Origin of the sequence: Rhizobium sp. SL86, from assembly GCF_026672545.1 — a bacterium.
Lineage (GTDB): Bacteria > Pseudomonadota > Alphaproteobacteria > Rhizobiales > Rhizobiaceae > Neorhizobium.
In genome coordinates, this window is the sequence record NZ_JAPPRJ010000002.1 from 724,127 (window position 1) to 748,466 (window position 24,340).

The 24,340-nt window shown below is 62.3% G+C and carries 24 protein-coding genes; 12 read left to right on the plus strand and 12 right to left on the minus strand.

All coding sequences use genetic code 11. From position 1 onward, the window contains the following. Positions 1-12: 12 nt before the first annotated feature. The 7 genes from OU993_RS15575 to OU993_RS15605 form a co-directional block, all read right to left on the minus strand. The gene (locus tag OU993_RS15575) at positions 13-744 is read right to left on the minus strand and encodes an SDR family oxidoreductase (RefSeq protein ID WP_268158901.1); all 732 of its coding nucleotides are present in this window, start codon (positions 742-744) and stop codon (positions 13-15) included. Positions 745-758: 14 nt separating this feature from the next. Then, entirely contained in the window at positions 759-1,088 is a 330-nt protein-coding gene (locus tag OU993_RS15580) for an L-rhamnose mutarotase (RefSeq protein WP_268158903.1), read from the minus strand. 12 nt (positions 1,089-1,100) lie between these two features. Continuing rightward, positions 1,101-1,913: an amidohydrolase family protein gene (locus tag OU993_RS15585; protein WP_268158905.1), complete on the minus strand. Its 813-nt coding sequence runs from the start codon at positions 1,911-1,913 to the stop codon at positions 1,101-1,103. Positions 1,914-1,915: 2 nt separating this feature from the next. Continuing rightward, positions 1,916-2,920, minus strand: coding sequence for an aldo/keto reductase (locus tag OU993_RS15590; RefSeq protein WP_268158907.1), 1,005 nt, complete (start codon positions 2,918-2,920; stop codon positions 1,916-1,918). Between the two features lie 67 nt (positions 2,921-2,987). Then, complete coding sequence (locus tag OU993_RS15595) at positions 2,988-3,929, minus strand: ABC transporter substrate-binding protein (RefSeq protein ID WP_268158908.1); 942 nt, start codon at positions 3,927-3,929, stop codon at positions 2,988-2,990. A gap of 90 nt (positions 3,930-4,019) precedes the next feature. After that, positions 4,020-5,057, minus strand: coding sequence for an ABC transporter permease (locus OU993_RS15600; protein ID WP_268158910.1), 1,038 nt, complete (start codon positions 5,055-5,057; stop codon positions 4,020-4,022). Beyond that, a complete protein-coding gene (locus OU993_RS15605; protein ID WP_268158912.1) occupies positions 5,050-6,609 on the minus strand; it encodes a sugar ABC transporter ATP-binding protein in 1,560 nt (519 codons plus the stop codon). The genes OU993_RS15600 and OU993_RS15605 overlap by 8 nt, the downstream gene beginning before the upstream one ends. Positions 6,610-6,776: 167 nt before the next feature. On the opposite strand from OU993_RS15605, the gene OU993_RS15610 reads away from it, so the two are divergent. Next, positions 6,777-7,448, plus strand: coding sequence for a FadR/GntR family transcriptional regulator (locus OU993_RS15610; protein WP_268158914.1), 672 nt, complete (start codon positions 6,777-6,779; stop codon positions 7,446-7,448). A gap of 6 nt (positions 7,449-7,454) precedes the next feature. Here the strand turns inward: OU993_RS15610 and OU993_RS15615 are convergent, their stop codons facing one another. From OU993_RS15615 to OU993_RS15625, 3 genes are all read right to left on the minus strand, one after another. Continuing rightward, positions 7,455-8,282, minus strand: a complete 828-nt coding sequence (locus tag OU993_RS15615; RefSeq protein WP_268158916.1) for a VOC family protein — start codon at positions 8,280-8,282, stop codon at positions 7,455-7,457. Positions 8,283-8,350: 68 nt separating this feature from the next. Beyond that, positions 8,351-9,469 carry a mandelate racemase/muconate lactonizing enzyme family protein gene (locus OU993_RS15620; RefSeq protein WP_268158917.1) on the minus strand — a complete coding sequence of 373 codons (1,119 nt, stop codon included), beginning with the start codon at positions 9,467-9,469 and terminating at the stop codon, positions 8,351-8,353. 78 nt (positions 9,470-9,547) lie between these two features. Beyond that, on the minus strand, positions 9,548-10,525 hold the full coding sequence (locus tag OU993_RS15625) for a GntR family transcriptional regulator (protein WP_268158919.1): 978 nt from the start codon (positions 10,523-10,525) through the stop codon (positions 9,548-9,550). A gap of 114 nt (positions 10,526-10,639) precedes the next feature. Between OU993_RS15625 and OU993_RS15630 the strand changes: the two genes are divergently transcribed. The 8 genes from OU993_RS15630 (at position 10,640) to OU993_RS15665 (ending at position 19,343) form a co-directional block, all read left to right on the plus strand. Then, positions 10,640-11,731 carry an Ldh family oxidoreductase gene (locus tag OU993_RS15630; protein WP_268158921.1) on the plus strand — a complete coding sequence of 364 codons (1,092 nt, stop codon included), beginning with the start codon at positions 10,640-10,642 and terminating at the stop codon, positions 11,729-11,731. A 114-nt stretch (positions 11,732-11,845) separates the two neighbouring features. Further along, on the plus strand, positions 11,846-12,559 hold the full coding sequence (locus tag OU993_RS15635) for a FadR/GntR family transcriptional regulator (protein ID WP_268158923.1): 714 nt from the start codon (positions 11,846-11,848) through the stop codon (positions 12,557-12,559). A gap of 55 nt (positions 12,560-12,614) precedes the next feature. After that, positions 12,615-13,589 carry a sialic acid TRAP transporter substrate-binding protein SiaP gene (locus tag OU993_RS15640; protein WP_268158924.1) on the plus strand — a complete coding sequence of 325 codons (975 nt, stop codon included), beginning with the start codon at positions 12,615-12,617 and terminating at the stop codon, positions 13,587-13,589. Between the two features lie 74 nt (positions 13,590-13,663). Beyond that, positions 13,664-14,239 (plus strand): TRAP transporter small permease, encoded by a 576-nt coding sequence (locus OU993_RS15645; RefSeq protein ID WP_268158926.1) that lies wholly within the window; start codon positions 13,664-13,666, stop codon positions 14,237-14,239. 3 nt (positions 14,240-14,242) lie between these two features. Beyond that, on the plus strand, positions 14,243-15,649 hold the full coding sequence (locus OU993_RS15650; protein ID WP_268158928.1) for a TRAP transporter large permease: 1,407 nt from the start codon (positions 14,243-14,245) through the stop codon (positions 15,647-15,649). Between the two features lie 25 nt (positions 15,650-15,674). Continuing rightward, positions 15,675-16,718 carry an L-idonate 5-dehydrogenase gene (locus tag OU993_RS15655; RefSeq protein ID WP_268158929.1) on the plus strand — a complete coding sequence of 348 codons (1,044 nt, stop codon included), beginning with the start codon at positions 15,675-15,677 and terminating at the stop codon, positions 16,716-16,718. A 22-nt stretch (positions 16,719-16,740) separates the two neighbouring features. Next, entirely contained in the window at positions 16,741-17,940 is a 1,200-nt protein-coding gene (uxuA, locus tag OU993_RS15660; RefSeq protein ID WP_268158931.1) for a mannonate dehydratase, read from the plus strand. Then, complete coding sequence (locus OU993_RS15665; protein WP_268158933.1) at positions 17,940-19,343, plus strand: mannitol dehydrogenase family protein; 1,404 nt, start codon at positions 17,940-17,942, stop codon at positions 19,341-19,343. The genes uxuA and OU993_RS15665 overlap by 1 nt, the downstream gene beginning before the upstream one ends. An 88-nt stretch (positions 19,344-19,431) precedes the next feature. Here OU993_RS15665 and OU993_RS15670 read toward each other — a convergent pair whose 3' ends face one another. Both OU993_RS15670 and OU993_RS15675 read right to left on the minus strand, forming a co-directional pair. Further along, positions 19,432-20,406: an alpha/beta fold hydrolase gene (locus tag OU993_RS15670; RefSeq protein ID WP_268158935.1), complete on the minus strand. Its 975-nt coding sequence runs from the start codon at positions 20,404-20,406 to the stop codon at positions 19,432-19,434. Positions 20,407-20,434: 28 nt separating this feature from the next. Then, positions 20,435-20,953, minus strand: coding sequence for a Dps family protein (locus OU993_RS15675; RefSeq protein WP_268158937.1), 519 nt, complete (start codon positions 20,951-20,953; stop codon positions 20,435-20,437). Between the two features lie 507 nt (positions 20,954-21,460). Between OU993_RS15675 and OU993_RS15680 the strand changes: the two genes are divergently transcribed. The 3 genes from OU993_RS15680 to OU993_RS15690 all read left to right on the plus strand — a co-directional run bounded on the left by OU993_RS15680 (position 21,461) and on the right by OU993_RS15690 (position 24,155). Further along, complete coding sequence (locus tag OU993_RS15680) at positions 21,461-23,053, plus strand: sensor histidine kinase (protein ID WP_268158939.1); 1,593 nt, start codon at positions 21,461-21,463, stop codon at positions 23,051-23,053. Further along, complete coding sequence (locus OU993_RS15685; RefSeq protein ID WP_268158941.1) at positions 23,046-23,702, plus strand: response regulator transcription factor; 657 nt, start codon at positions 23,046-23,048, stop codon at positions 23,700-23,702. Before OU993_RS15680 ends, OU993_RS15685 begins: the two co-directional genes overlap by 8 nt. An 81-nt stretch (positions 23,703-23,783) precedes the next feature. Next, on the plus strand, positions 23,784-24,155 hold the full coding sequence (locus OU993_RS15690) for a response regulator transcription factor (RefSeq protein ID WP_268158943.1): 372 nt from the start codon (positions 23,784-23,786) through the stop codon (positions 24,153-24,155). Positions 24,156-24,340: the final 185 nt, after the last annotated feature.

Sequence of the window (24,340 nt, forward strand, 5' to 3'; positions counted from 1 at the left end):
GAGTTGGCGGCGTCAGATCGACCAGCCGCCATCGATGCCGTAGGCTTGGCCCGTCGTGTAGGTGGCGCTGGCAAGGTAGACGGCGAGATCGGCGATCTCTTCCGGCTTGCCAAGACGCCCCATCGGCTGGCGGGCGATGAAGGCGGCGCGCGCCTCGTCGTAATTGCCCTGCGCACGCATGCGCTCCTCCAGCGACGGGCTCTCGACGGTGCCCGGGCAGATCGCATTGCAGCGGATGCCCTTGGCCACATAATCCGCCGCCACCGATTTGGTGAGGCCAATCACGGCGGCCTTGGTCACACCATAGGCGCAGCGGTTCGGGACACCCTTCGAGGACGATGCGATGGAGGCCATGTTGATGATGGCGCCGTCCTCGCGCTCGATCATGCCCGGCAACACCGCCCGGATGGTGCGGATCATCGCCCGGACATTGAGGTCGAAGGCGAAATCGAGGTCCTTGTCGGCCATGTCGAGAACCGTGCCGCCATGCACGACACCGGCGCAATTGAACAGGACATCGACCCGGCCGATCTTCTCGAAAAAGGCGCTCACGGCAACCGCGTCCAGCACGTCCAGCCGCGCGGTCTCCACATTCGCCACACCGTTCAATGATGCCAGCGCCGTCTCGTTGATATCGGTTGCCCAGACGGTCGCCCCGGCCTGCGCATAGGCGAGCGCGCTCGCCCGGCCGATCCCCTGCCCTGCCGCCGTCACGACGGCGATCTTTCCCTGTAATGTGCTCACGTCGAATTCCTTCTTCAATCCATATGGAAGACTTGTTCCATCATCGCCCACCATTCACCTTCCTTACGGGTTTCGAAGGGTTTCTGGCAGGGGATGCAGAAGGACCACCATTCCTGATTTTTCGGGTCGGCCGCCATTTTGGCCATGTCGGCCTCGAAATCCGTGCCGTGATATTCCCAGTAGCCGAACAGCATGTTCTCCGGCTCCTTCAGGAAGATCGAATAGTTCTTCACGTTGCAGCGGGAAATCAGGTCGAGGATTTCTGGCCAGACCGCCTCGTGCAGCCGCTTGTATTCTTCCACCTTGCCAGGCTGCAGGCCGATCACCATGCCCATTCTCTGCATCTTCGTTCCCCCTCAAAGCCGATAGAGCTGTTTGGCCGTGCCGCTGAACACCCGGTTCCAGGCGGTTTCCGGCACGATGGCGCGCGCCTGCCCGAACCAGGCCTTGTAATCGCTGACCAGATTGAGAACCGGCCAGTCGCTGCCCCACATCACCCTATCCGCACCGAAAAGCTCCAGAATGGTTTCGGCATAAGGCCGTACCGCCTGCGGCTTCTGGCTTCCGGCTTCGGTCAGCAGACCGGACAGCTTGCAGGACACGTTTTCCAGATCAGCGAGGCGTGCGATTGCACGACGCCAGTCTGTATAAAGGCCATCGGCGATGATGGGCTTTGCGCCGTGGTCGATAACGATCGGCAGATCGGGATGTCTGCGCGCAAATTTTTCCAGATGTTCGAGATGCCGCGGCAGGACCAGCGCGTCGAAGGCGAGGTCGGCCTTGCGCATCGCCTCGATTGCCGGATCAAGCGCCGGATCATCGATCCAGCCGTCCTCGGGCAGATCCTGCAGCATCGGGCGCAGGCCCTTCAGCTTGCGATGGCCTGCCAATTCGGCGATCACGGCGGGCGCATCCATGGCCTTCAGATCCACCCAGCCGACGACGCCGAGGATGAAATCGTGCCGATCCGCCAGATCCAACATGAAGCGGGTGTCGTCGACACTCGGCAGCGACTGCACGAGAACCGTGCCCTGAACGCCCGTCGCAGCCAGATGCGGCGCAAGGTCCGCCGGCAGAAAGTCGCGATGGATCGCGACAAGCTCTGGCGGCGGCCATTGGCCCTGCCGGTCCTTCATCAGCCAGAAATGCTGGTGCGCATCGATGATCATCGTCAGGCCCCGATCGGTGCGTCGGCGGCAATCACGCCTTTGTCCTTCAGGGCCTTCCAGACACCGGCGGGAATCTCTTCCTGCATCCAGGTTATGTTGGCCGTTATCTGGTCGGCATTGCGCGCTCCGGAGACGACGGTGACGACGGCGGGATGCAGCAGCGGGAAATTGAGCGCCGCGGCCTGCATGGAAACGCCTTCCGTGGCACAGGCGGCCTCGACTTCCGCCACACGCGCCAGAAGCTCGGCTGGTGCCTCGGCATAATTAAACTTCTTATTTCCGGCGAGCAGACCGGAATTGAAGGCGCCCGCAACGACGATGCCGACGCCCGCCTGATGCGCACGGTCGAGCAGTTTCAGACTGTCCTGTTCGAGGAGCGTATAACGCCCCGCCAGCATCGCCGCATCGATATCGAATTCATCCATGGCATCCCAGACGGCCTGCCATTCGTTGACGCCGAGGCCGACGGCCTTGATCTGGCCTGCCGCGCGCAGCTCACCGAGCGCCTTGAAACCGCCGCCCTTGGTCAACTGAGTCCAGTAGTGTTGGTGCTTGTCGCCATGCGTCATGCGGCCGATGTCATGCACGTAGAGAATATCCGGCTGCAGCACGCCGATGCGCTGCTGGCTGGCCTCGAAGGATTTCAGGATCGCATCGTAGCTGTAGTCATAGACGGGGCGGAACGGCAGGGGTCTGACATAGGCTTCTTCTTCCGGCCCGACGGTGGCGTCCGGAACCATCACGCGCCCGACCTTGGTCGAGAGCACATAGTCGTCCCGCTCATGCTCGGTCAGCATCGTGCCGAGGCGCCGTTCGGAACGGGTGTAGCCATAGAAGGGCGCGGTATCGAAATAGCGGATGCCGGCTGCCCAGGCGGCATTGAAGGCGCCGAGTGACTCCTGGTAGCTCGTCCAGCGATAGAGATTGCCCATCTGGGCGCAACCAAGCCCCATCACCGTAAAGGAGACATCGCGATTGCGCAGACTGCGCCTGTCCGTGACCTGCATTGTTCTACCCGTAACCTGATCCGTTGGAACGAGCGGCACGCGAAAGTGTCCGCGCGCCGCGACTGTCTTAGTAGAGAACGTTCTTCGCTTCCGGCTTGTCGATGTTGCCCTTGGTGACAACCACGACGCCCGTATCGATGACCTTCTCGACCTTTTCCTTGTTCAGGATCTTCAGAAGCGTATCGACGCCCTTTTCACCCATCTGGTAGGAGCCCTGGACAATGGTGGCTTCCAGCGTGCCGTCCTTGACGAATTCCTGAAGATCCTGATTGCCGTCGAAGCCGATGGCGACGATCTTGCCCGCCTTGCCGGCCTGCTTGATGGCGCGCCCCATGCCGATCGCCGTCGGCTCGTTGGCCCCGAAGATTCCCTTCAGATCCGCATTGGCGGCGAGCACGTCGGTGGTCTGGTTCAGCGCGGTCGCCATCTGCGACTGCGAGTAGAAGGGACCGACGATCTGGAGCTTGGAGTTTTTCTTGATGTAATCGGTGAAGCCGCCGACGCGGCCGATTTCAGAACCGGCACCTGCCACATAGGACATCACGGCAATCTTGCCTTCGGAACCCACCTTGGCAATCAGCGCCTTGGCGGCAAGTTCACCGGCGGCCTTGTTGTCCGTGGCGAGGAAGGCCTGGTAATATTTGTCGGCATCCTTCGACAGCATGGAGTCGATGATGACGACCGGAATCCGGGCTTCCCAGGCCTTCTTCACGGCGGGCACCAGCGCGTCCGGATCGGACGGGGCGAGAAGGATGGCATCGACCTTCCGGTTCACGGCGTTTTCCACCATGTTGACCTGGTCGGCAATGGCCGATTCCGCGGCCGGACCCTGGAATGTCATCGTGTGGGCCTTCTGCTTGCCGATCGCCGCATCGGCACCCTTCTGGACGTTCTGCCAGAAGGTGGAGTTCACCGTCTTGACGATGACGGCAATTTCACCGGCCGAAGCCGAGGCCGCGCCCGACAGCGCGAAGACGGAGGCCGCAAGGGCCAGAGCAAGTTTACGCATAGTTTCTCCTCCTGAGTTTGCCGGTCCCTGCCGGGGGCCGATGCGGGGGAAGGCTCCTCCCCTTCCCGTGTTTCGTGATGCCGTGCGGTGTCATTTCCGGTTGCGGATCTGGTCGATCCAGACCGTGCCGAGAATGACGAGGCCGATGATGATCTGCTGGGTGAAGGCGGAGACGCCGTTCATGTTCAATCCGTTGCGCAGGATGCCGATGACAAAGGCGCCGATGAAGGTGCCGGAGATCGTGCCAACCCCGCCGATCAGCGAGGTGCCGCCGATGACCGCCGACGCGATCGCATCCAGCTCGTAGGCCACGCCTTCGTTCGGCTGGGCGGTGACAAGACGCGACATCAGCACGCAGCCGGTCAGTCCCGCCAGGGTTCCAGACACGATATAGGTAAAGGCCGTGACCCGGGCGACATTGACACCGGAAAGCCGCGCCGCATCGGCATTCGAGCCCGTGGCATAGATGTGGCGGCCAAGCACCGTGCGGTTCAGCACGAAGGCGGCGATCACCGCAATCACGATCATCAGCACAACGGGATAGGGAATGCCGGGAAAACTCACGACCGGAAACCCCTGGTCATCAATGCTTTCGAAACGCAGCAGCGAGCCGTTGCCGAGAACGCCGAAGGATTCGCCGAGGCCCGAGACGGCGCGCGCACCGGTGATCTGCAGCGCGACCCCGCGCGCAATCAACATCATGCCGAGTGTCGCGATGAAGGGCGGAAGTTTGAGCTTGGTGATGACAAGCCCGTTGATCACGCCGCAGGCAGTCCCGGTCAAAATGCCGAGCAACACGCCGATCCAGACCGGCGTGCCAAGTTCCTTGACTGCGAGCGCCGCCACGACCCCTGCCAATGCGAGAACCGAGCCGACCGACAGGTCGATGCCGCCGGTGATGATGACATAGGTCGCGCCGATACCGAGCAGCGCGATTGAAGTCACCTGCAAGGCAATCGTCATGCCGTTGTTGACTGTCAGGAAGGCATTTGACGTGACCGAAAACACGGCCGCCAACAAAACGAGACTGCCGAGCGCTGCAAACTTCTGGATGATATCCTTCTGCCTGTCGCTCAAGCCTTTGCGCTTTTCGGCCTGTTGCGGCCTGCCGGTGGTGATGTCAGCCATTTGTCATTCCTCGCTCGCGCTGCCGGCCGCGGCCGGAGGCATACAGCATGATGTCTTCCTGCGACGTCTGACGCGTCGTCAGCGTTGCGGTGATGCGGCCCTCGTGGAAGACCGCGACGCGGTCGGACAGACCAAGAATTTCCGGGAGTTCCGAACTGATCAGCACGATGCCGATGCCCTTTGCCGCCAGCTCGTCCATCACGCGGTAGATGGCGAGCTTGGCACCCACATCGATGCCGCGTGTCGGCTCGTCGAAGAACATGATCTTCGGCTGACGGAACAGCCATTTTCCGATGATGATCTTCTGCTGGTTGCCGCCCGACAGCAGGCGAACCGGCTGACTGAGACTCGGTGTGCGGATGTTGAGGAGATCGACATAATGCTGACTGGACTGGCGGTGCAGTTCCCGGTCGATCACACCGAACGGATTGGCGACCGCATCCATGTTTGCCAGCATCAGGTTGGCATCCACGGGCATCTTGACCGCCAGCCCCTCGGCCTTGCGATCCTCGGAAAGGTAGGCGATGCCCGCCTCGATGGCGGAGCCCGGATCGCGGATCACAAGCTCACGCCCTTCCAGCGTGATCGTGCCGCTGTCGAACGGATCGGCACCAAAGATGGCCCGCGCCACTTCCGTGCGCCCTGCCCCCATCAACCCGGCAAAACCTAAAATTTCGCCCCGCCGAAGCTCGAAACTGATGTCGGAGAAAACGCCTTCGCGGGTAAGGCCGGAAACGGAAAAGATGACGTCTTTCGAGGGATGGCGCGTCGGCGCCGGAAACTTCTCCTCAAGCGACCGCCCAACCATACGCGCCACGATGTCGTCCACGGTAATCGCGTGAAAATTGTCGGTTGAGATGTAGCGGCCGTCGCGCAAGACCGTCACCCGGTCGACGATCTCGGCCATCTCGTCCAGACGATGCGAGATGTAGATGATGCCGGTGCCTTCCCGCTTCAGATCGCGGATAACACGAAACAGCAGTTGCGCTTCCTGTTCCGTCAGCGAGGAGGTGGGCTCGTCCATGATCAGGATGGAAGCGTCGAGCGACAGGGCTTTGGCGATCTCCACCATCTGCCGCTGCGCCACCGACAGCGTGCGAACCTGCGCATCCGGATTGATGTCGACGCCGAGGCGATCAAGACAGCGTTTGGAATCCTCGCGCAGCTTGCGCCGATCGACCAGAAACCCTCGCCGCGGCTCCCGCGCCAGATAGATGTTTTCGGCAACAGTCAGATGCGGAACGAGGTTCAGTTCCTGGTGGATGATGGCGATACCGGCGGCTTCCGACTGCAGGGTCGAGGTGAAATGCACCGACTGACCCTTGTAGAGCATGTCGCCGGCATCCCTCTGGTAGACGCCGCTGATGATCTTCATCAGGGTCGACTTGCCGGCGCCGTTTTCGCCGCAGACGGCGTGAACCTCGCCAGCGCGCAGTTCCAGCCGCACACCCTGCAATGCCTTGACGCCCGGAAACTCCTTGGACACGTCCTCGAGCTTCAAAAGCAGCGGCGCGGGTTCGCGCTCGCTGTACGCAAGCGACACTCCTCCCATCGCGATGTCCTCCAAACTTCGAAAGCCTCCCAGACTTCCGTTAGGGCAGACATAGGACAGGCCGCAATAATTGGTCAAGCCAATTTTCGAAATTAACTTGCAGACAGGCGTCGTCGCCGCCTATTATCCAAATAATTGGTGTATTCTCCACGATTGGCCTGACCAGAATGCCTTTGCCCAAACGCCTCTACCAGCAGATCGCGGACCAGGTTCGCCAGTTGATCCAGAGTGGTCCTTATCCGGCGGGATCGAGACTGCCGCCAGAACGGGAACTTGCTCAGACGCTCGGCGTGTCCCGGCCTTCGTTGCGCGAGGCGCTGATCGCGCTGGAAATCGACGGCACCATCGAGATCCGCATGGGGTCGGGCATCTATGTCCTGTCCGTGGGAAAGCCGTCGACTTCTGGCCGCTCGCTGGGCGAAAGCCCGACCGAACTGATGCAGGCGCGTGCGGTAATCGAAAGTGCCGTCATCACGAAGGCCGCCGCCGCGATGACCGATGCCACGCTCTCGGCTCTTTCCAGGATCGTCGAGACGATGCGCCGGGAAATAACCGAAGGCCGAAAGCCGATCGAACAGGACCGCCTGTTTCACCTGACAATTGCCGAACAAGCGGGCAATTCCGTGCTGGCGGAAATCGTCGCCAATCTGTTTGACGAACGCCACAGTCCTATTTCCGATCGTATGCGCGGACGGTTTGAGACGCCGCAAACCTGGTCGGAGGCGCTGCTGGAGCACGAGGCGATCCTCGCTTCGCTGGAGGCGCGCGATCCGCTCGCAGCACAAGCGACCATGCACGCCCACCTCACCGCATCGCGCCGGCGATGGCTGGAAAGCTGATGCCTATCACGCCGGCTCGAACTGCAACCTTGCACCGAAACCGTCGTCTTCCAAAATCGTGATGACCTCTTCAGACGCCGTGTGGGCGATGCCGGCATGCTGAAGCCTGGTTGCGAGGCCTGCGATATCCTTGACTGCAACGGTGAAGGCGGCAAGCCTCCCCTCCCCCGGCTGCGTTGAAACCTCGATGCGGCCCTGATTGCGCAAGGGGAAGGACGAGATCTGCCGTGCGTCGCCGCCGCCGGCGAAGGCCGCCAGGAAGGCGGCATGTGCTGCAGGATCCGTCGCTTCCACCGTCACGGCACTGATATTGACCACGCCGTTCGGATGTTTCTGAAACGCAGGGCTCCAGAAGGCGTCCGGATGATGCTGCTGGCAGACGAAAAAGGAGGCGTCCGGCACGACGGGGTCAAGCGCGAAGGCGAGCGTGAACGCCACATGTGTTTCACTGCCATCCGGGCGACGGCCCTTGCGTTCGAAGAAAAATGGTTCGAACGCCCCGATGCCGCGCGCCGCAAACATCGCCGCATCCGCCTTCGCATCCGCGCTGTCCAGGACCAGCATGGCGAGCCCTTCCCGGCGTGCCAGATAATCCCGCACGAAGGCACCGAAGCTGAAGTGACCGGGACGATGTTCCGGGATCAGACCGGCATCGCCGACCGTGATCAGTTCCAGAAACGAGGACTGGAACTGCACGATGCGGTTTTCCGTGCCCCAGGGGTGGCGATTGCGCGCGCCGACCTGAAAACCGAGCGTTTCGTAAAACCTGGCCGCCGCGTCGAGGTCGCGCACGGCCAGCACAAGATGATCGATCCGCCTCTGTGATGGGCTCAATGCTCTGCCTCCCATTGCTTGTTCATCGGTATAGGCAAAGCCGCCCGCCTCGCAAAGCCGGAACGCGTCTAGTCGATCGATTTCCCGTACCGCGCCATGCTGTCGGACAGCGGTGTCGTGCTGGCGCCCGGCTGCTGCGGCCGTCGGAAGATGCCGTTTTCGACATGGGCCGGCTCTTGAAAATGATCCTTGATCCACGGAATATATTCGAGAATCGTCGAGGCGGGGTGCCAGTAGCTCAAGTGCACATGCACCTGGCTCATTTCGCCGGCATGCGGCACGACGGGAAGTCGGTTGGCAAGCGCCAGATCGGCAACCTGGATATATTCGGTGATGCCGCCGAGCCGCGTCACATCCGGCTGCACATAGTGGACAGCGCCGGCATTGATGAAACTGCGGAACGCATCAATCGTGTAGAGCTGTTCGCCGAGCGCCACCGGGATCGCCGTCGAGTGGGCAAGTGCCGCATGGCTTGTGATATCGTCATACCACATCGGCTCCTCGAACCAGTAGATATCGAGATCGCGCGCCCTTTCGCAGAAACGCTTACAGGTCGGTAGATCCCAGCGGCCATTGGCATCGATGGCAATGCGGATCCTGTCGCCCACCCGTTCCCGGACCGCCTCGAGGCGGGCAATATCGGTGTTCGGGTCGTCATGTCCGACCTTGATCTTGATGCGAGTGAACCCGTCCTCCTCGACCGCCCGTGCCGAGCCGGCGACCAGTGCATCTTTGGAAAAAGACAGCCAGCCGATATCGGTATTGTAGGCTTCGAGCGCGTCCGTCCGGGCGCCGCCGAGATGCGACCACAGCGGCACGCCCGCCCGCTTTGCCGCGAGATCCCAGAGGGCGATATCCACCGCCGCCAGCGCCAAATGGGTGATGCCGGCGCGGCCCACCCATTGCAGGGCCGGATGCCGCGCGAGTTTCGTCCAGAGGAGTTGGTGGTCTTCGGCGTCTTCACCCAGAAGCAGCGGCGTGTAGCAGTCGCGAATGCAGGCGGTGATCAGCCGGTCGGAGGCAAGATGTGCATGCGTGCCGGTAAAACCATAGCCCTCCAGCCCGTCCGCGGTGGTGATCCTGGCACCCACGACGCCCCAGTGGGTGATGCTGTGCGTCGAATCGGAAATCGAATCCGACGTCAGCGGCAGATGCAGGATGAACGGGTCTACGGCGGTAATCTTCATGATCGGCTCCTCCTCCGATGCGCATCTTGTTGAGGGACAGGCGATGCGCAGGCCTGGTGTATTCAGGCGGTCCAGTGTCTAGAGCCGCTCCAGATAGGGCAGATCCGCCGGCTTGATGGTCCGGGCGACGGCGTGAATGCGCAGCATGGCGCGATGGCGCGACACCTTCAGATGCTCGGTCAGCGCTTCGCAGGCGCCGTGGATGTCTTGCCGTTCCAGACAGTCGAAGATTTTCAGGTGCTCCGGCAAAAAGGGTTCGCTGGCAAACAGGTCCGCGGTGCGGCGGTAGAGAAAGTGGTGCGCGACGAGCAGCGCCTGCGGCAGGCTGACGGCCCTGAGCAGCGCCTGATTGTCACAATGGCCCAGCAGATCGACATGCAGGTCCTGCTCCAGCTGGTCCAACCGCTCGCTGCTGACCTGCGGTGCGGTGACCGCGTCTTCGATGTTGCGGCGCAGCCGCGCAAGCAGTCCATCGGGCACGTTCGGGACAGCCTTCTCAAGGGCCAGCGGTTCCAGCACCCAGCGCAACTCGTAAAGTTCGTTGATATGTTTTTCCGTCAGCGCCGGTGCAAACCAGCGACCGCTCGCATCCTTGCGGACGATGCCGCGTTCCTGAAGACGGGCAACGACCTCGCGTGCGACCGTGCGGCTGACATGGTAATGGCGGGCAAGCAGAGCCTCGTTGATCCGCCAGCTGGCGATCGCCGTGCGCGACACCACTTCGATCTCGACGTCGGGATAGAGGAGTTCCCAGCTGGCTTGCGGCTGCAGTTCCCCTTGGACCGGCTCGTCAAGCGGGGCGAGTGCGAGGTCCTGCTCTGCAGATACGGCTCGGACACGGTAGCCTCGCCCGTCCGCCTTCTGCACAAAACCAAGCTCTTCAAGCTCCGCCAGCGCCTGGCGCGCCGGGGCCCGGCTGATGCCAAAACGCTCGGCGACGGCCGTCTCCGTCAGCCGCGTTCCTGCCGCAACAAAGCCGCTGCGGATCTCGCGCGCCAGCATATCGCAGGCGCGTCGATACAATTTTGCTGCTGTGACGGGCAAGGTCGCCTGCATCGGTCGGTTTCCTCCGGACAGACTTCAGGGATTGCACGTCAGGAAGATAACGTCTAGTGTATGCAGTAGACATTTTGCGAAAGCGATCAGGGAGGAGCGTTCGCGGTGACTGTGATGGATACATCGGTCCGCGTTTCGCTGACCGAGTTGACCCGGTTTTCCCGCGAGATCCTGCGGGCGATCGGAGCCGACGCGGCGACCGCTGACGCGGCAACGCGCGCCATGATGCACGGCACGCGCTATGGCGTGGACAGCCACGGAATTCGACTGCTTCCCCATTATGTTCAGGCGCTCGAAGGCGGACGGATCAACCGGACACCCAACTTGCGGGCGCAAGCGGCATTTGGCGCGGTCATGACGCTCGATGCTGATCATGCCCATGGCGCGCTTTCGGCCTATACCGGGATGGACCATGCGGTCAGCCTTGCAGGACAGTTCGGCCTTGGCGCGGTTGCCATCCGCAACACCTCCCACTTCGGGCCCGCCGGCGCCTATTCGCTGGAGGCCGCACGGCAGGGCTTTATCGGCCTCACCTTCTGCAATTCGGACAGTTTCGTTCGGTTGCATGACGGTGCTGAACGCTTTCACGGCACCAATCCGATCGCCGTCGGGGTTCCGGCCACGGGTGACGATCCCTGGCTTCTCGACATGGCCACCAGCGCCGTGCCGTTCAACCGCGTGCTGCTCTACCGCAGCCTCGGCCTGCCGCTTCCGGATGCCGTCGCATCAAACGCGGATGGCGTCGACACGACGGACGCCAACCTGACGGAGATGCTGGCTCCGGTCGGCGCCGCCTTCGGTTTCAAGGGCGCGGCTCTGGCGGGTGTCGCTGAAATCTTCAGCGCCGTTCTCACCGGCATGCGGCTGTCCTTCGATATCGCCCCGATGGGCGGACCGGATTTTTCCACACCTCGGGAGTTGGGCGCTTTCGTTTTGGCGATCAAGCCGGATGCCTTCATCGACCGCAAAACGTTCGATGAGGGCATGACGCGCTACCTCGAACGGCTACGCGCCTCTCGGCCCCGGGAAGGTGGCACGGTGATGGCGCCCGGCGATCGGGAATGGGCCGTCGCTCGGGCACGGGATCAGAACGGCGTGCTGCTTGATCCGGCAAGCGCGGCGGCCTTTGCGGCTTTGGGCGAGCGCCTCGGCATCCGACAGCCGGCAGACCCGCAATCGGGAACACATGCCATGCCCGGTGAATGACAGCCGCTCACTTTGGCTTCCGCTTGACACGACGAAAAATTAACCCATAGTAGAAATTGGTCAGACAATCTGACCACATGGACATCACGGGAGAGGTGTCCGGGGAGGATTTCTATGTTCGTCGCGTTGGAGCCGCGCCGCCTCTATCGGCAGGTCGCGGAACAGATACGTGCGCTGATCGAAGCGGGAGAGCTGAAGGCCGGCTCGCGACTGCCGCCCGAGCGGGAACTGGCGGAACGCTTCGCCGTGTCGCGCCCCACCGTGCGGGAGGCTCTCATCGTTCTGGAGGTGGAAGGCCATATCCAGATCCGCATGGGCTCAGGCGTCTATATCAGCAGCCGGCCGGCGCTCGCATCGACCGTGCGTCCGGATACCGATGGCGAAGGTCCACTGGAAATCCTGCAGGCCCGCTGTCTCATCGAAAGCGGCATTGCCGAGGAAGCGGCGCGCCTGGTGAAACCCGCAAGCCTGGTCCGGATCGATGCGATCCTGGATCGCATGGCGGCATCGCTCGATGATCCGGCCGTGGCGCTTGCTTGCGACCGCGATTTTCACACCGCAATTGCCGATATCATCGGCAATTCGGCGCTCAAGCATTTTACGGGCCTCATCTACGACACGCGGATGTCGCCCTATTTCACGAAACTGGCCAGCTACTTCGAAGGCCCGCACACCTGGAAACTCGCGTTGGAGGAGCATCGCGTGATCCGGGACGCCATCGCAGCCGGCGATCCAGCCGGTGCCCGCGAGGCGATGCGGCGGCATCTGACGCTGGCACAGAAGAGATTCTCGGAAAGCTTCGGGGAGGAGCCAAGCCGGGAAGACTGACGGACCGCGCCGCGGGACCGTCTTCCATCAGTTCAGTTTCACCTGGGAGGATACAATGAAACTAAGACTGGCAACACTTTTGAGCGCAGCTGCTGTCGTGGCACTATCCGCGCTGTCTGCACAGGCGCAGACCGTCCTCAAATGGGCGCATGTCTACGAAACATCGGAGCCTTTCCACACGGATTCCGTCTGGGCCTCCGAAGAGATCGCCAAACGCACCAATGGCCGTTACAAGATCGACGTCTTCCCGGCCTCGCAGCTCGGCAAGGAAGCCGACATCAACCAGGGCCTGAAGCTTGGCACGGTCGACATCATCATTTCCGGTTCGAGCTTTGCCGCGCGTGACCACAAGCCGATCGGCGTGACCTATTACCCCTACACGTTCCGTGACCCAAGCCATCTGCTGGCCTATACGAAGAGCGATGTCTTCAAGAAGCTCGCCAAGGGTTACGAAGAAAAGACCGGCAACCACATCACCGCGGTCAGCTATTACGGGACCCGGCACACCACCTCGAACCGGCCGATCGCCAAGTGCGCCGACATGGCGGGCCTGAAGATGCGCGTGCCGGACGTGCCGGCCTATCTCGCCATGCCACGCGCCTGTGGTGCCAACACCACGCCGATCGCCTTTGCCGAGGTCTATCTCGCGTTGCAGAACGGCACGGTGGAAGCCCAGGAAAACCCGCTGACGACGATTGAAGCCAAGAAGTTCTACGAGGTTCAGAAGAACATCGTCCTCACCGGCCATATCGTCGACCATCTGAACACGGTCGTTTCCAAAAGCCGCTGGGCGAGCCTCTCCGACGAAGACAAAAAGATCTTCAGCGACGTGATGCTGGAAGCCGCCGCACGCACGACAAAGACCATCGAAGCCCGCGAAAAGGCACTGGTCGATGAGTTCAAGAAAAAGGGCATCACGGTGACGGAGGTCAACAAGGCCGACTTCGAAAAGACCGTCATCGAGAAGGTCAAGCTCGAGGATTTCGGCTACGAAAAAGCCGATTGGGAAGCCATCCGCGCCATCAAGTGATCATCTTCGCCCCGGCGTCCTTCGTGGCGCCGGGGTCTGACACGTCTAAAATCAAACCATGATGGAGCCGATCCATGACGGAGCATCCGCACGCGCCGATCAGTGTGGAGGAGATGGCGCATGCCTTCGAGGAAGCTGCAGCGCCGGTCGATCTCTCCTCTTACGCAGTCGAAGACTGGGTTACCCTGCTTGTCTTCTGGGGTATGGGCCTCTCTGTCTTCCTGCAGTTCTTCACCCGCTACGTGCTGAATGACAGCTTCGCCTGGACGGAAGAGATTGCCGCCAACTGCCTGGTCATCGTCGTCTTCCTGGGCTCGGTCATGTGCGTGCGCACCATGCGCCACATCCAGGTGGATCTCATCTACCGTTTCCTGCCGCCACACCTTGTGCGCCCGCTGCAGCTTCTGGTCGATACAGTCGGCATTGCCTTCTTCGCCTACATCACCTGGCTGATGTGGCGTTACCTGGAGATTGTCGGAGAGGAACGCATGGTCACCGTCGACCTGCCGCGCGGTTTTGTCTTCTACACCGTCTTTGCCGCCTTCGCGCTGATGTTCCTGCGCTCCGTCCACAATCTGATTAAGGACCTGACCGGATCGCGCACGATCCGCGAACAGGCTGAAGATGACATTCATGCAGGGGGAATTTGATCGATGTTGCTGCTGATCGGTTCCTTCATCCTGCTTTTGATCATCGGCACGCCGGTTGCGGTGTCCATGGCGGTCGCATCGCTTCTTTATCTGGTGATCTATGGCGTGGCGCCCGATATCATCGCCGCACAGCGCATGATCGCCGGCGTCGAGAGCTTTCCGCTGATTGCCGTGCCCTTCTTCATCCTGGCCGGCAACCTGATGAACATCGCCGGCGTCACCGGCCGCATCTATCGTTTTGCGCTGGCGCTCGTCGGCTGGATGAAGGGTGGTCTCGCACAGGTCAACATCATCGGGTCGGTGGTCTTTTCCGGCATGTCCGGCACGGCGCTTGCCGATGCGGCGGGCATCGGCACCATCGAGATCAAGGCGATGAAGGATCACGGTTATCCGGTCGAGGCGGCCGTTGGCGTCACCGCGGCCTCCGCCACGCTCGGGCCGATCTTTCCGCCGTCACTCCCCTTCGTCATCTACGGCATGATGGCCAATGCCTCGATTGGCGCCCTGTTCATGGCCGGCATTATTCCGGGCGTCGTGATGACGGCGCTGATGATGTTGACGGTCTATGTCTTTGCCAAACGCAAGGGCTGGGGTTCGGACACGCCCTTCGAACTCAAGCAGTTGTTGGGAGCCTCGCTCGAGATCCTCATCGTGCTCGCCTTCCCGGCCGCGATCTATCTCCTGATCCTCGCCGGTCTCTCGGTCAATGTGGCCGTCCTGATCGGCCTTGCGATCCTCGTGGCGCTGGACTGGTATTTCGACTTCTCCGCCGTCATGGCGCTGATGACACCGGTGCTTCTGATCGGCGGCATGACGATGGGCTGGTTCACGCCGACGGAAGCCGCGGTCGCGGCTGTCCTCTGGTCGCTCTTTCTCGGTCTGGTGCGCTACCGCACCATGACGCTGAGGACGCTCGCGAAAGCCTCCTTTGATACGATCGAGACAACGGCATCCGTACTGTTCATCGTGACGGCAGCCTCCATCTTTGCCTGGCTTCTGACAGTCAGCCAGGCGGCGCAGCTATTCTCCGATTTCATGTTCGGCCTCACCGACAACTGGTGGACCTTCCTGATCATCGTCAATCTCCTGCTGCTCGTTGTCGGCGCCTTTCTGGACACGATCGCAGCGATCAGCATTCTTGTGCCGATCCTGCTGCCAGTGGCTGCACGTTACGGCATCGATCCGGTGCATCTCGGCCTCATCATCACGCTGAACCTGATGATCGGTCTGCTGACGCCGCCGGTCGGCATGGTCCTGTTCGTCCTCTCGCGCATTGCCAAGCTCTCGGTCGAGCGGACGACGCTGGCAATCCTGCCCTGGATGATCCCGCTCTTTATCGCCCTTGGGCTGATCACCTTCGTGCCGGCCATCACGCTTTGGCTTCCGACACAACTCGGTCTGATCCGCTAAACTCTTGAGAGAAAGGCACAAACGAATGAAGACGCGTGTCGCTCGTCTCTACGCACAACGGGACCTGAAGGTCGAAGAGGCCGACTATGCCCCGCCCGGCCCCGGCGAGGTGCTGCTGGCCATGGCCGCCGGCGGCATTTGCGGATCCGATCTCCACTATTATCAGGATGGTGGGTTTGGGCCGGTCCGGGTCCGCGAGCCGATCATTGCCGGCCACGAGGCATCGGGTTTCGTCGCGGCGCTGGGCGAAGGCGTGGACGGGCTGGCTGTCGGGCAACTGGTCGCCGTCAATCCGTCTCAGCCCTGCGGTCACTGCCGGTTCTGTGACATCGGGCAGCCCATCCACTGCCTCAACATGCGCTTCATGGGCTCCGCCATGCGCCTGCCGCACGAAAACGGCATGTTCCGCGACCGCTTCATCGTGCCGGCCATTCAGTGCCACGCGGTGGGTGGCGCTGTCTCGCCCGGCGAAGCCGCCTGTGCCGAACCGCTGGCGGTCTGCCTGCATGCCGTCGCACAGGCGGGTGACCTCACGGGACGCTCCGTGCTCGTCACCGGAGCAGGCCCGATCGGCCTGCTCGTCGTTGCCGCCGCCCGCCATGCCGGGGCGGGCGAGATCGTCGTGACGGATCTGACGGATGCGGCGCTCGCCCGCGCGCCCGCCATGGGTGCGACACAGACCATCAATGTCGCCACCAACCCAGACGGTCTTGCGCCGTTCCAGGAGAACAAGGGCACCTTCGACGTCGCCTTCGATTGCTCGGCGGCAGGCCCTGCCCTGCGCTCGGTCTTTGCGGCGATCCGGCCGCGCGGCACCATCGTGCAGGTCGGTGTGACGGGAGACATGACGATTGCGCTGAATGCCCTTGTCGCCAAGGAAATCGTCTGGCGCGGTTCGCAGCGTTTTCATGACGAGTTCGCCCAGGCGGTCCGCCTGATCTCGACCCGCGGCATCGACGTGCGGCCGATCATTTCCCACACCTTTCCGCTCGAACAGGCGGTGGATGCCTTCGAGCAGGCCGGTGACCGAACGGCCGCCTGCAAGGTGCAACTGACGTTCCAGTCGTAAGACATTTTTCCGAGGATATTCCATGAGACATACCTGGCGCTGGTTCGGGCCGATCGACAAGGTGAGCGTGCGCGATGCCGCCCAGGCGGGCGCCGAGGGCATTGTCAGCGCGCTGCATCACATTGCGACCGGCGAGGTCTGGCCGGAAGACGAGATCGCCCGGCGGCACGATGCGATCAGGTCCGGCGGGCTTGTCTGGGACGTGGTGGAAAGCGTTCCCGTGTCGGAGGACATCAAGACACAGACAGGCGACTGGCGGCGGCACATCGCCAACTGGCAGGAAACGCTGCGTCGCCTCTCCGCCTCCGGCATCCGCACCGTCTGCTACAATTTCATGCCGGTGCTCGACTGGACCCGCACCGACCTACGCTGGGAGATCCGCCATGGCGCCAAGGCGATGCGGTTCGATCTCGTCGAATTCGTCGCCTTCGACCTGCATATCCTGAAGCGCCCGAACGCGGCGGAGGATTATCCGGAAACCTTGCGAGAGGACGCGGCCCGGCGCTTTTCCTCCATGAACGACGCCAAGATCGCGGCGCTGGGCAAAAATATCGGTGCTGGCCTCCCAGGCTCGGCGGATGGCTATACGCTTGCCCAACTGCTGGACAAGCTCAGGACCTATCAGGGCATTGACCGGAGCCGGCTGCAGCAGAACCTCGTTGACTTCCTGTCGGAAGTCACGCCGGTCGCCGAGGAGGTCGGCATCAATATCTGCGCGCATGGCGACGATCCGCCCTGGCCTTTGCTCGGCCTGCCGCGCATTCTCTCCACGGAAGAAGACTATGCCCACATGCTGCGTCAGGTCGATTCCCGCGCGAACGGCGTGACGCTCTGCACCGGTTCGCTCGGTGCCCGCCCCGACAACGACCTGCCCTTCATCGCCACCCGTTTTGCCAATCGCATCCATTTCGTCCACCTGCGCAACGTCACCCGCGACACCGATACCGTGCCCTGCTCCTTCTTCGAGGACGAACATCTGGAGGGTACGACGGACATGGTCGCGGTGATCGCCGCGCTGGTTTCTGAAGAAGCCAGACGCCGGGCGGAAGGGCGCGAGGATCATCGGATCCCCATGCGACCGGATCACGGCCAGGAAATCCTCGATGACCTGTCGCGCGGCGCTCAGCCCGGCTATCCGGCGATCGGTCGCCTGAAGGGGCTGGCCGAACTGCGCGGCATCGAGCGCGCGCTCACCCATGCCCGTTTTGGATTGGGGGTCTGATGACGTCGCATCTGTCGAACAGCGTCCAGCTCCCGCAAACGGTGCGCCAGCCGGGATATGATCGCGCCGCCTTGAAGCCCGGCATCCTGCATTTCGGGCTCGGGGCCTTCCACCGCGCCCATCAGGCGGTCTACACACAACGCGCCCTGCAAGACGCCTTCGGCCCCTGGGGCATCGTAGCGGTGAATCTGCGGTCCGCAGAGCCGGTAGAGGCTCTTCAGAACCAGGACGGTCTCTATTCCGTCACCATCCGCAGCCATGAAGGCGACCAGTCGGAGGTGATCGGCGCGACCGTCGACTGGATCTGCGCTGCGTCGGAGCGTGAGCGTGTTCTCGATTACCTCGCCCGACCCGAGATCCGCATCGTCACCATGACGGTGTCGGAAAAAGCCTACGGATTGGACCCGGCAACGGGCGGGCTCGATCTTGCCCATCCGGCCGTTGCGGCCGACCTCAGGACGTCCGATGCCCCCTCCGGTGTGCTTGGTCTCATCGTCGAGGGACTGTCGCGCCGGCGGAAGGCCGGCGTGAAACCCTTCACCGTGCTCTGCTGCGACAATCTGCCTTCGAACGGCAAGGTCGTCCGACGACTGGTTCTGGAGATGGCGGAACGGCGCGACCCCGGCCTTGCCGCTTGGGTGTCCGAGCACGGCGCCTTTCCGTGTTCCATGGTCGATCGCATCGTGCCAGCAGCAACCGACGAAACGCGCAAGCGGGCGCTGCGGTTGCTCGGGGTCGAAGATCGCCTGGCGCTCGACACCGAACCCTTCCTCCAATGGGTGATCGAAGATGATTTCGTGGACGGTCGGCCAAAATGGGAAGCGGGCGGCGCCATCTTTGCCGATGATGTCGAGCCCTACGAAAAAATGAAGCTGCGCCTGCTCAACGGCACGCACACGCTTCTCGCCCATCTCGGTATCCTCCATGGCCTGGACTATATCCGCGACGTAATGGCCGTTCCGCACCTTGCAGCGAAGGCGCGGGCGCATATGGAAGAGGTTGTTGCAACGCTGGACCCGGTGCCGGGCATCGATCTGCCTGCCTATATCGATCAGCTTCTGGCGCGATTTGCCAATCCGACGATTGCCCATCGCAATATCCAGATCTCTCTCGATACCACACAGAAGCTTCCGCAACGCCTGCTCTCGCCGGCACTGGACGCGCTGTCGAAGGGACAGGATGCCAGCGCCACGGCTTATGCGGTCGGTGTCTGGATTGCGGCTGTCCGGCGTCGCGGCGACTGCGACGATCCGCGCCGGGAGGAGGTTCTGCAGGCCGCCGCCGCAATGCATGATGACGATCCGTCGGCGAGCTTCTTCGCCATCCCCGGACTTTTCCCGCCGCGCCTTGTGGAAACGCGGGCGTGGCGAGACAGGGTCAACGCCGCCATCAAAACGTTCTGACGGCAGGCCTGAATTGGAACATGCGCACCTCCGCCCGAGGCGGATCGGGCGGAGGTGCGTTGTGGCGTCGAACCTTTAAGCGGCTCGATCAGCCCTTGATGAAGGCCAGGAGATCCGGGTTGATCACGTCGGCATGGGTGGTCAGCATGCCGTGCGGATACCCCTTGTAGACCTTCAGCGTGCCGTTCTTCAGCAGCTTGACGGAGAGTTCGGCAGAGTCGGCGATCGGGACGATCTGGTCGTCATCGCCATGCATCACCAGCGTCGGCACGGTGATTGCCTTCAGGTCTTCCGTCTGGTCGGTTTCGGAGAAGGCCTTGATGCCATCGTAATGGGCCTTGGCGCTGCCCATCATGCCCTGGCGCCACCAGTTTTCGACCACGGCCGGATAGACCTTGGCGCCATCCCGGTTGAAACCATAGAACGGGCCGGCCGGCACGTCGTGAAAGAACTGCGCGCGATTGGCGGCAAGCGCCGACCGGAAACCGTCGAACACTTCCAGCGGCAGGCCGCCCGGATTGGAGGCGGTCTTCAGCATCAGCGGCGGCACGGCAGCCACGAGCACGGCCTTGGCCACGCGACCGGCCGGTTCGCCGAACTTCGCCACGTAGCGGGCCACTTCGCCGCCACCGGTGGAATGGCCGATATGCACGGCGTTGCGCAGGTTCAGATGCTCAACAACAGCAAAGGCGTCGGCGGCGTAATGGTCCATATCGTGACCTTCGCTCACCTGCGACGAACGTCCATGGCCGCGGCGGTCATGGGCAACGACTCGAAAACCCTTCTGAACGAAGAACAGCATCTGCGCGTCCCAGTCGTCGGACGACAGCGGCCAGCCATGATGGAAAACGATCGGCTGGGCCTCCTTCGGACCCCAGTCCTTGTAGAAAATCTGCACGCCGTCTTTGGTTTCGACGAAGCTGTGTGTCATGGGAAAACTTCCTTCCTTGTGTGATTGGCTGGTTGGGCTGGCGGCAAAAGAGGGCATGGCAGACGCAGCAGACAGTGCTGCGCCGGCGACAAGCGCCTGTCTTCGGGAGATGAGGAAATGGTGTGGGTCCATGGCGGGTTCCCTTCGGCAATGTGTGGGATCAGTGGGAGCGGCGGGTGATCTCGAAGAGGAACCAGTGGCGGCGTTCCGTCTCATCGATCCAGTTTTCCAGAACACTCGTCGTAGCGACGTCACCGGCGCTCGAGGCGAGTTCGTGAACCTGGCGCATGATGGCCGCGAGCTGCCGATTGTCGTCGCGCAGTTCGGCGAGCATGTCGTCCGGCGTCACGAAGGCGGCATCGTTGTCGAGCAGCCGCTGCGTGCGGGCGATGTGACCGATGGAGCGAAGCGTCGAGCCGCCGATCTTGCGGGCCCGTTCGGCAATCGCATCGGTCATCGCAAAAAGCTCGGCACCCTGCTCATCCAAAAGCAGGTGATAATCGCGGAAGTTCGGGCCGGACATGTGCCAGTGGAAATTCTTTGTCTTCAGGTACAATACGAAGACGTCCGCCAGCAGGGCAGACAAAGCTGCCGAGATGTCGCGAGCGGCATCTGACCCGAGATCGGTGGGGGTTGAAAGGTCGTGGCGTCGAAGCTTTTGCGCGGCTGTCGTGTCCATGGGGTTCTCCTTGAGACCTTCGAGGAACGGCAAGCCGTGTTGTCGGCCTGTCCATTGATGATCAACCTAAGCCAGCGGCCGGCGCTCCGAAATTGCCTGCTGGTGTAGTGCACCCCATACCAAGGTACAGTGACACTGGATGCGGCGAGGCGTTACGATTGGCTTCACCGCCGCCCCGATGCCCTGAAGGGCGGCCTGCCCAGCCTGCCGCAGCTGGGTGTTCGGCTTCGGCGCTCTCCCCTCTGCCGAAGCCGCGGATCTTCAGGATCCGCTATGGCCGCCCTTTGTCCTGGGGCGGCCATAGGCGGTTACGCTCCGGCAGACGACCGCACAGGCGATCGTGCGGGTGCTGCGACCTGACGCGCGCAACGCCATGGTTCGATCAGACAAGACCTTTCGTCTTGATCGACGCATTCTGCCGACCTCCGACCGGGTGTGAGGGGCGACCTTCGGCTGGCAAATCGCTCTTGGACGGACGCGCATTGGCACATCGGGAAGTCTGGCATCATGTCCGTCGCAACTTTGCTCTTTCGCTCCGGCGAGGGTGACACCAGAAGGCAGAACTGGGCCTTCGGGCTTGCGTCATGCCTGCTGGCAGCGGTCGTCTTCTACATCGACACCTTTACCGAGATCGAAGGAGCGATTGCCGTTCTCTACGTCGTTGCGCTGTTGCTCGCCTCGCAATGTGCCTCTCCCGGCGGACTGGTCGCCACGGCGGCTGTGTTTGCGCTTGCCGCAGTGACATCCTTTCTTTCAACGCACGGAGACGCGGGCGACCTGCAGGCTTCCATCCGCCTGACGGTCGCGCTTGCAGCACTTGCCGTGACACTGATCCTTCTCATGAAGGCTGCCCGGGCACGGGAGGATCTGATGCGTGCCAACCGTGCCATGCGCAACAGCGAAAGGCGTTATCGCTCCATCTTCGAGCGGACGCGTGTCGCGCTGTGGGAGCGGGATTATTCACGTCTTCGCCAGCATCTGTCCGACCTTGTCCGTCAGGGCATTGTCGATATGCGCGCCCATGCCCGCGCCAACCCGTCCTTCGTTGATCACTGCATCGACCTGATAGAGGTCGTTGCCGCCAACGATGCCGCCCGCGACCTGATCGGGCCGAATGCGGGTGCGCATGCGATGCTGGCAAACGCGTTGGCGCCGAGCCGCGAGACATTCGTCGCGGTGCTGCAGGCCATGGTGCGTGGCGAGCAGATCTTCGAGGACACCGTTCTGGTGCGGGCGGAAAACGGCGAGGACAAGCTCGTTCTGCTCAGCATCAGCTTTCCCGAGGATCAGGCCGCTTTTCACCGCGTCGTCGTCAGCATGGTCGACGTCACCCAGCGAGAGATGGCGATCAGAGCGCTAGCCGAGGCCCAGGCGGAACTGGTCACCGCTTCGAAGGCGACGATGGTCGGAACCATGTCGGCCTCACTGGCGCACGAGTTGAACCAGCCGCTCGGCGCGATCATCCTCAATGCCGAAACCCTCCTGCGCTGGCTCAATCGCGATCCGCCGGACCTTGCCGCCGCTCGAAGGTCTGCGGAGCGGATCATCCGCGACGGGCATCGGGCCGGCGATGTGATCGACAATACCCGTCAGCTTCTCGCCGCGTCACGGCGCCGGATGGAGGCCGTTGACCTGCATGCGCTTGCGGAAGAGACAGCAGCCATGCTGGAACATGACCTGCGGCGGGCCAATGTCCGCCTCGACCTTGCGAGGCCGGATGAAGCGGCGACCATCCAGGGCGTTCGGATCGAGTTGCAGCAGGTCCTGATCAACCTGCTGACCAACGCGATCCAGGCGATCGAAGGCGCCGGCCTTGCCGAGGGGACTATCTTCGTCTCTTTCAGACGCGAACATGACCGGATCTGCGTCGAGATCCGCGATACCGGCCCCGGCTTGGCAAGCGATGTCCGCGACAAGCTGTTCAGGCCGTTCTTTACCACCAAAACCTCGGGCCTGGGCATGGGGCTCTCCATCTGCCGGAGCACGCTGGAACAGAGGGGTGGCAGGCTGGAAGGAGAAAACCACGCAGATGGAGGCGCGGTCTTCCGTATGGTCCTGCCGGTTGAGGCGGATGTCGTCCCGGAGGCCGCCAATGCCTGAGCGTCACGCGCCCTCACCAGAAGTCGAGGAGCCGATCGTCTTCATCATCGATGACGACCTCTCAATGCGGGAATCCCTGTCGGACCTGTTTCAATCCATGCGTTTCGACAGCCAGGCGTTCGAAAGCACCGCAGCCTTCCTGGCTGGCGCGGATCTGGAGAGGTCCGGCTGCATCCTGCTCGACATCCGCCTGCCGGGCATCAACGGTCTTGATTTCCAGGCACAGCTCGATCGGATGGGCAACAGGATGCCGGTCATCTTCATGACCGGTTACGGCGACATCCCCATGACGGTGCGGGCCATGAAGGCCGGAGCGATCGACTTCCTGACGAAACCCTTCAAGGAACAGGACATGCTGGATGCCGTGGCGAGCGCCTTGAAACAGGATGCCGAGCGGCGCTCACGGACCGCCCAGAACACTGCGGTCATCGCCCTTGCCGAAACCCTGACGCCCAGGGAACGGGAGGTGATGGATGCCGTCGTCAAGGGGCTGATGAACAAACAGATCGCCTTTGATCTCGGCATCAGCGAGGTCACCGTCAAGCTGCATCGCGGCAATGTCATGCGTAAGATGGCAGCCCGCTCCGTGGCGGATCTCGTCCGCAAGGCGGAACTGCTCGGTCCCGGCAAGGATCCACCCGCATCCTAGTCCCACCTGTCTCTTAGTATGGTATCATTCGAACGGTGACGGGCGCATAACGGACATCTGTCCCTCAGAAGGTCCCCGCACGTGCCCGCCGTCCCCACCATCGCCATCGTCGACGACGATCCTGCCATCCGCGAAGCCCTGGAAGACCTTGTCCATTCCTATGGTTATGGCTCTGCGCTCTTCGCATCGGCCGAGGAATTGCTCGGCTTCGATCGGCGGGACACCATCGGCTGCATGATCGTCGATATCGCCATGCCGGGTCTCAGCGGCCTTGACCTGCAGGATGAACTGCACCGCTCCGGCTGGAAGACGCCGGTGATCTTTCTGACCTCGCATCGCGACGCCCACACCCGTGAGGCCGCCATCCGCGGCGGCGCATTCGCCTACCTGACGAAACCGGCGGCCTTCCAACAGGTGATCGATGCGATCGAACAAGCGCTTGCCGGACACTGACAGCAGGCGCAAAGAGCCGCCAGTACTGCCGTGTTGATGCACGTCCTGTAACCTGCTGAAACAATCGTCTGCCAGATAGGTCCTTTTCCAAACAATCCACTGAGCGAAAGACCGCTTCGGCAAATGCGAAGATGCGCCATGCTTAGGATAGAGCACGACGGACAATCGGCCGCCTTGCGTCACGC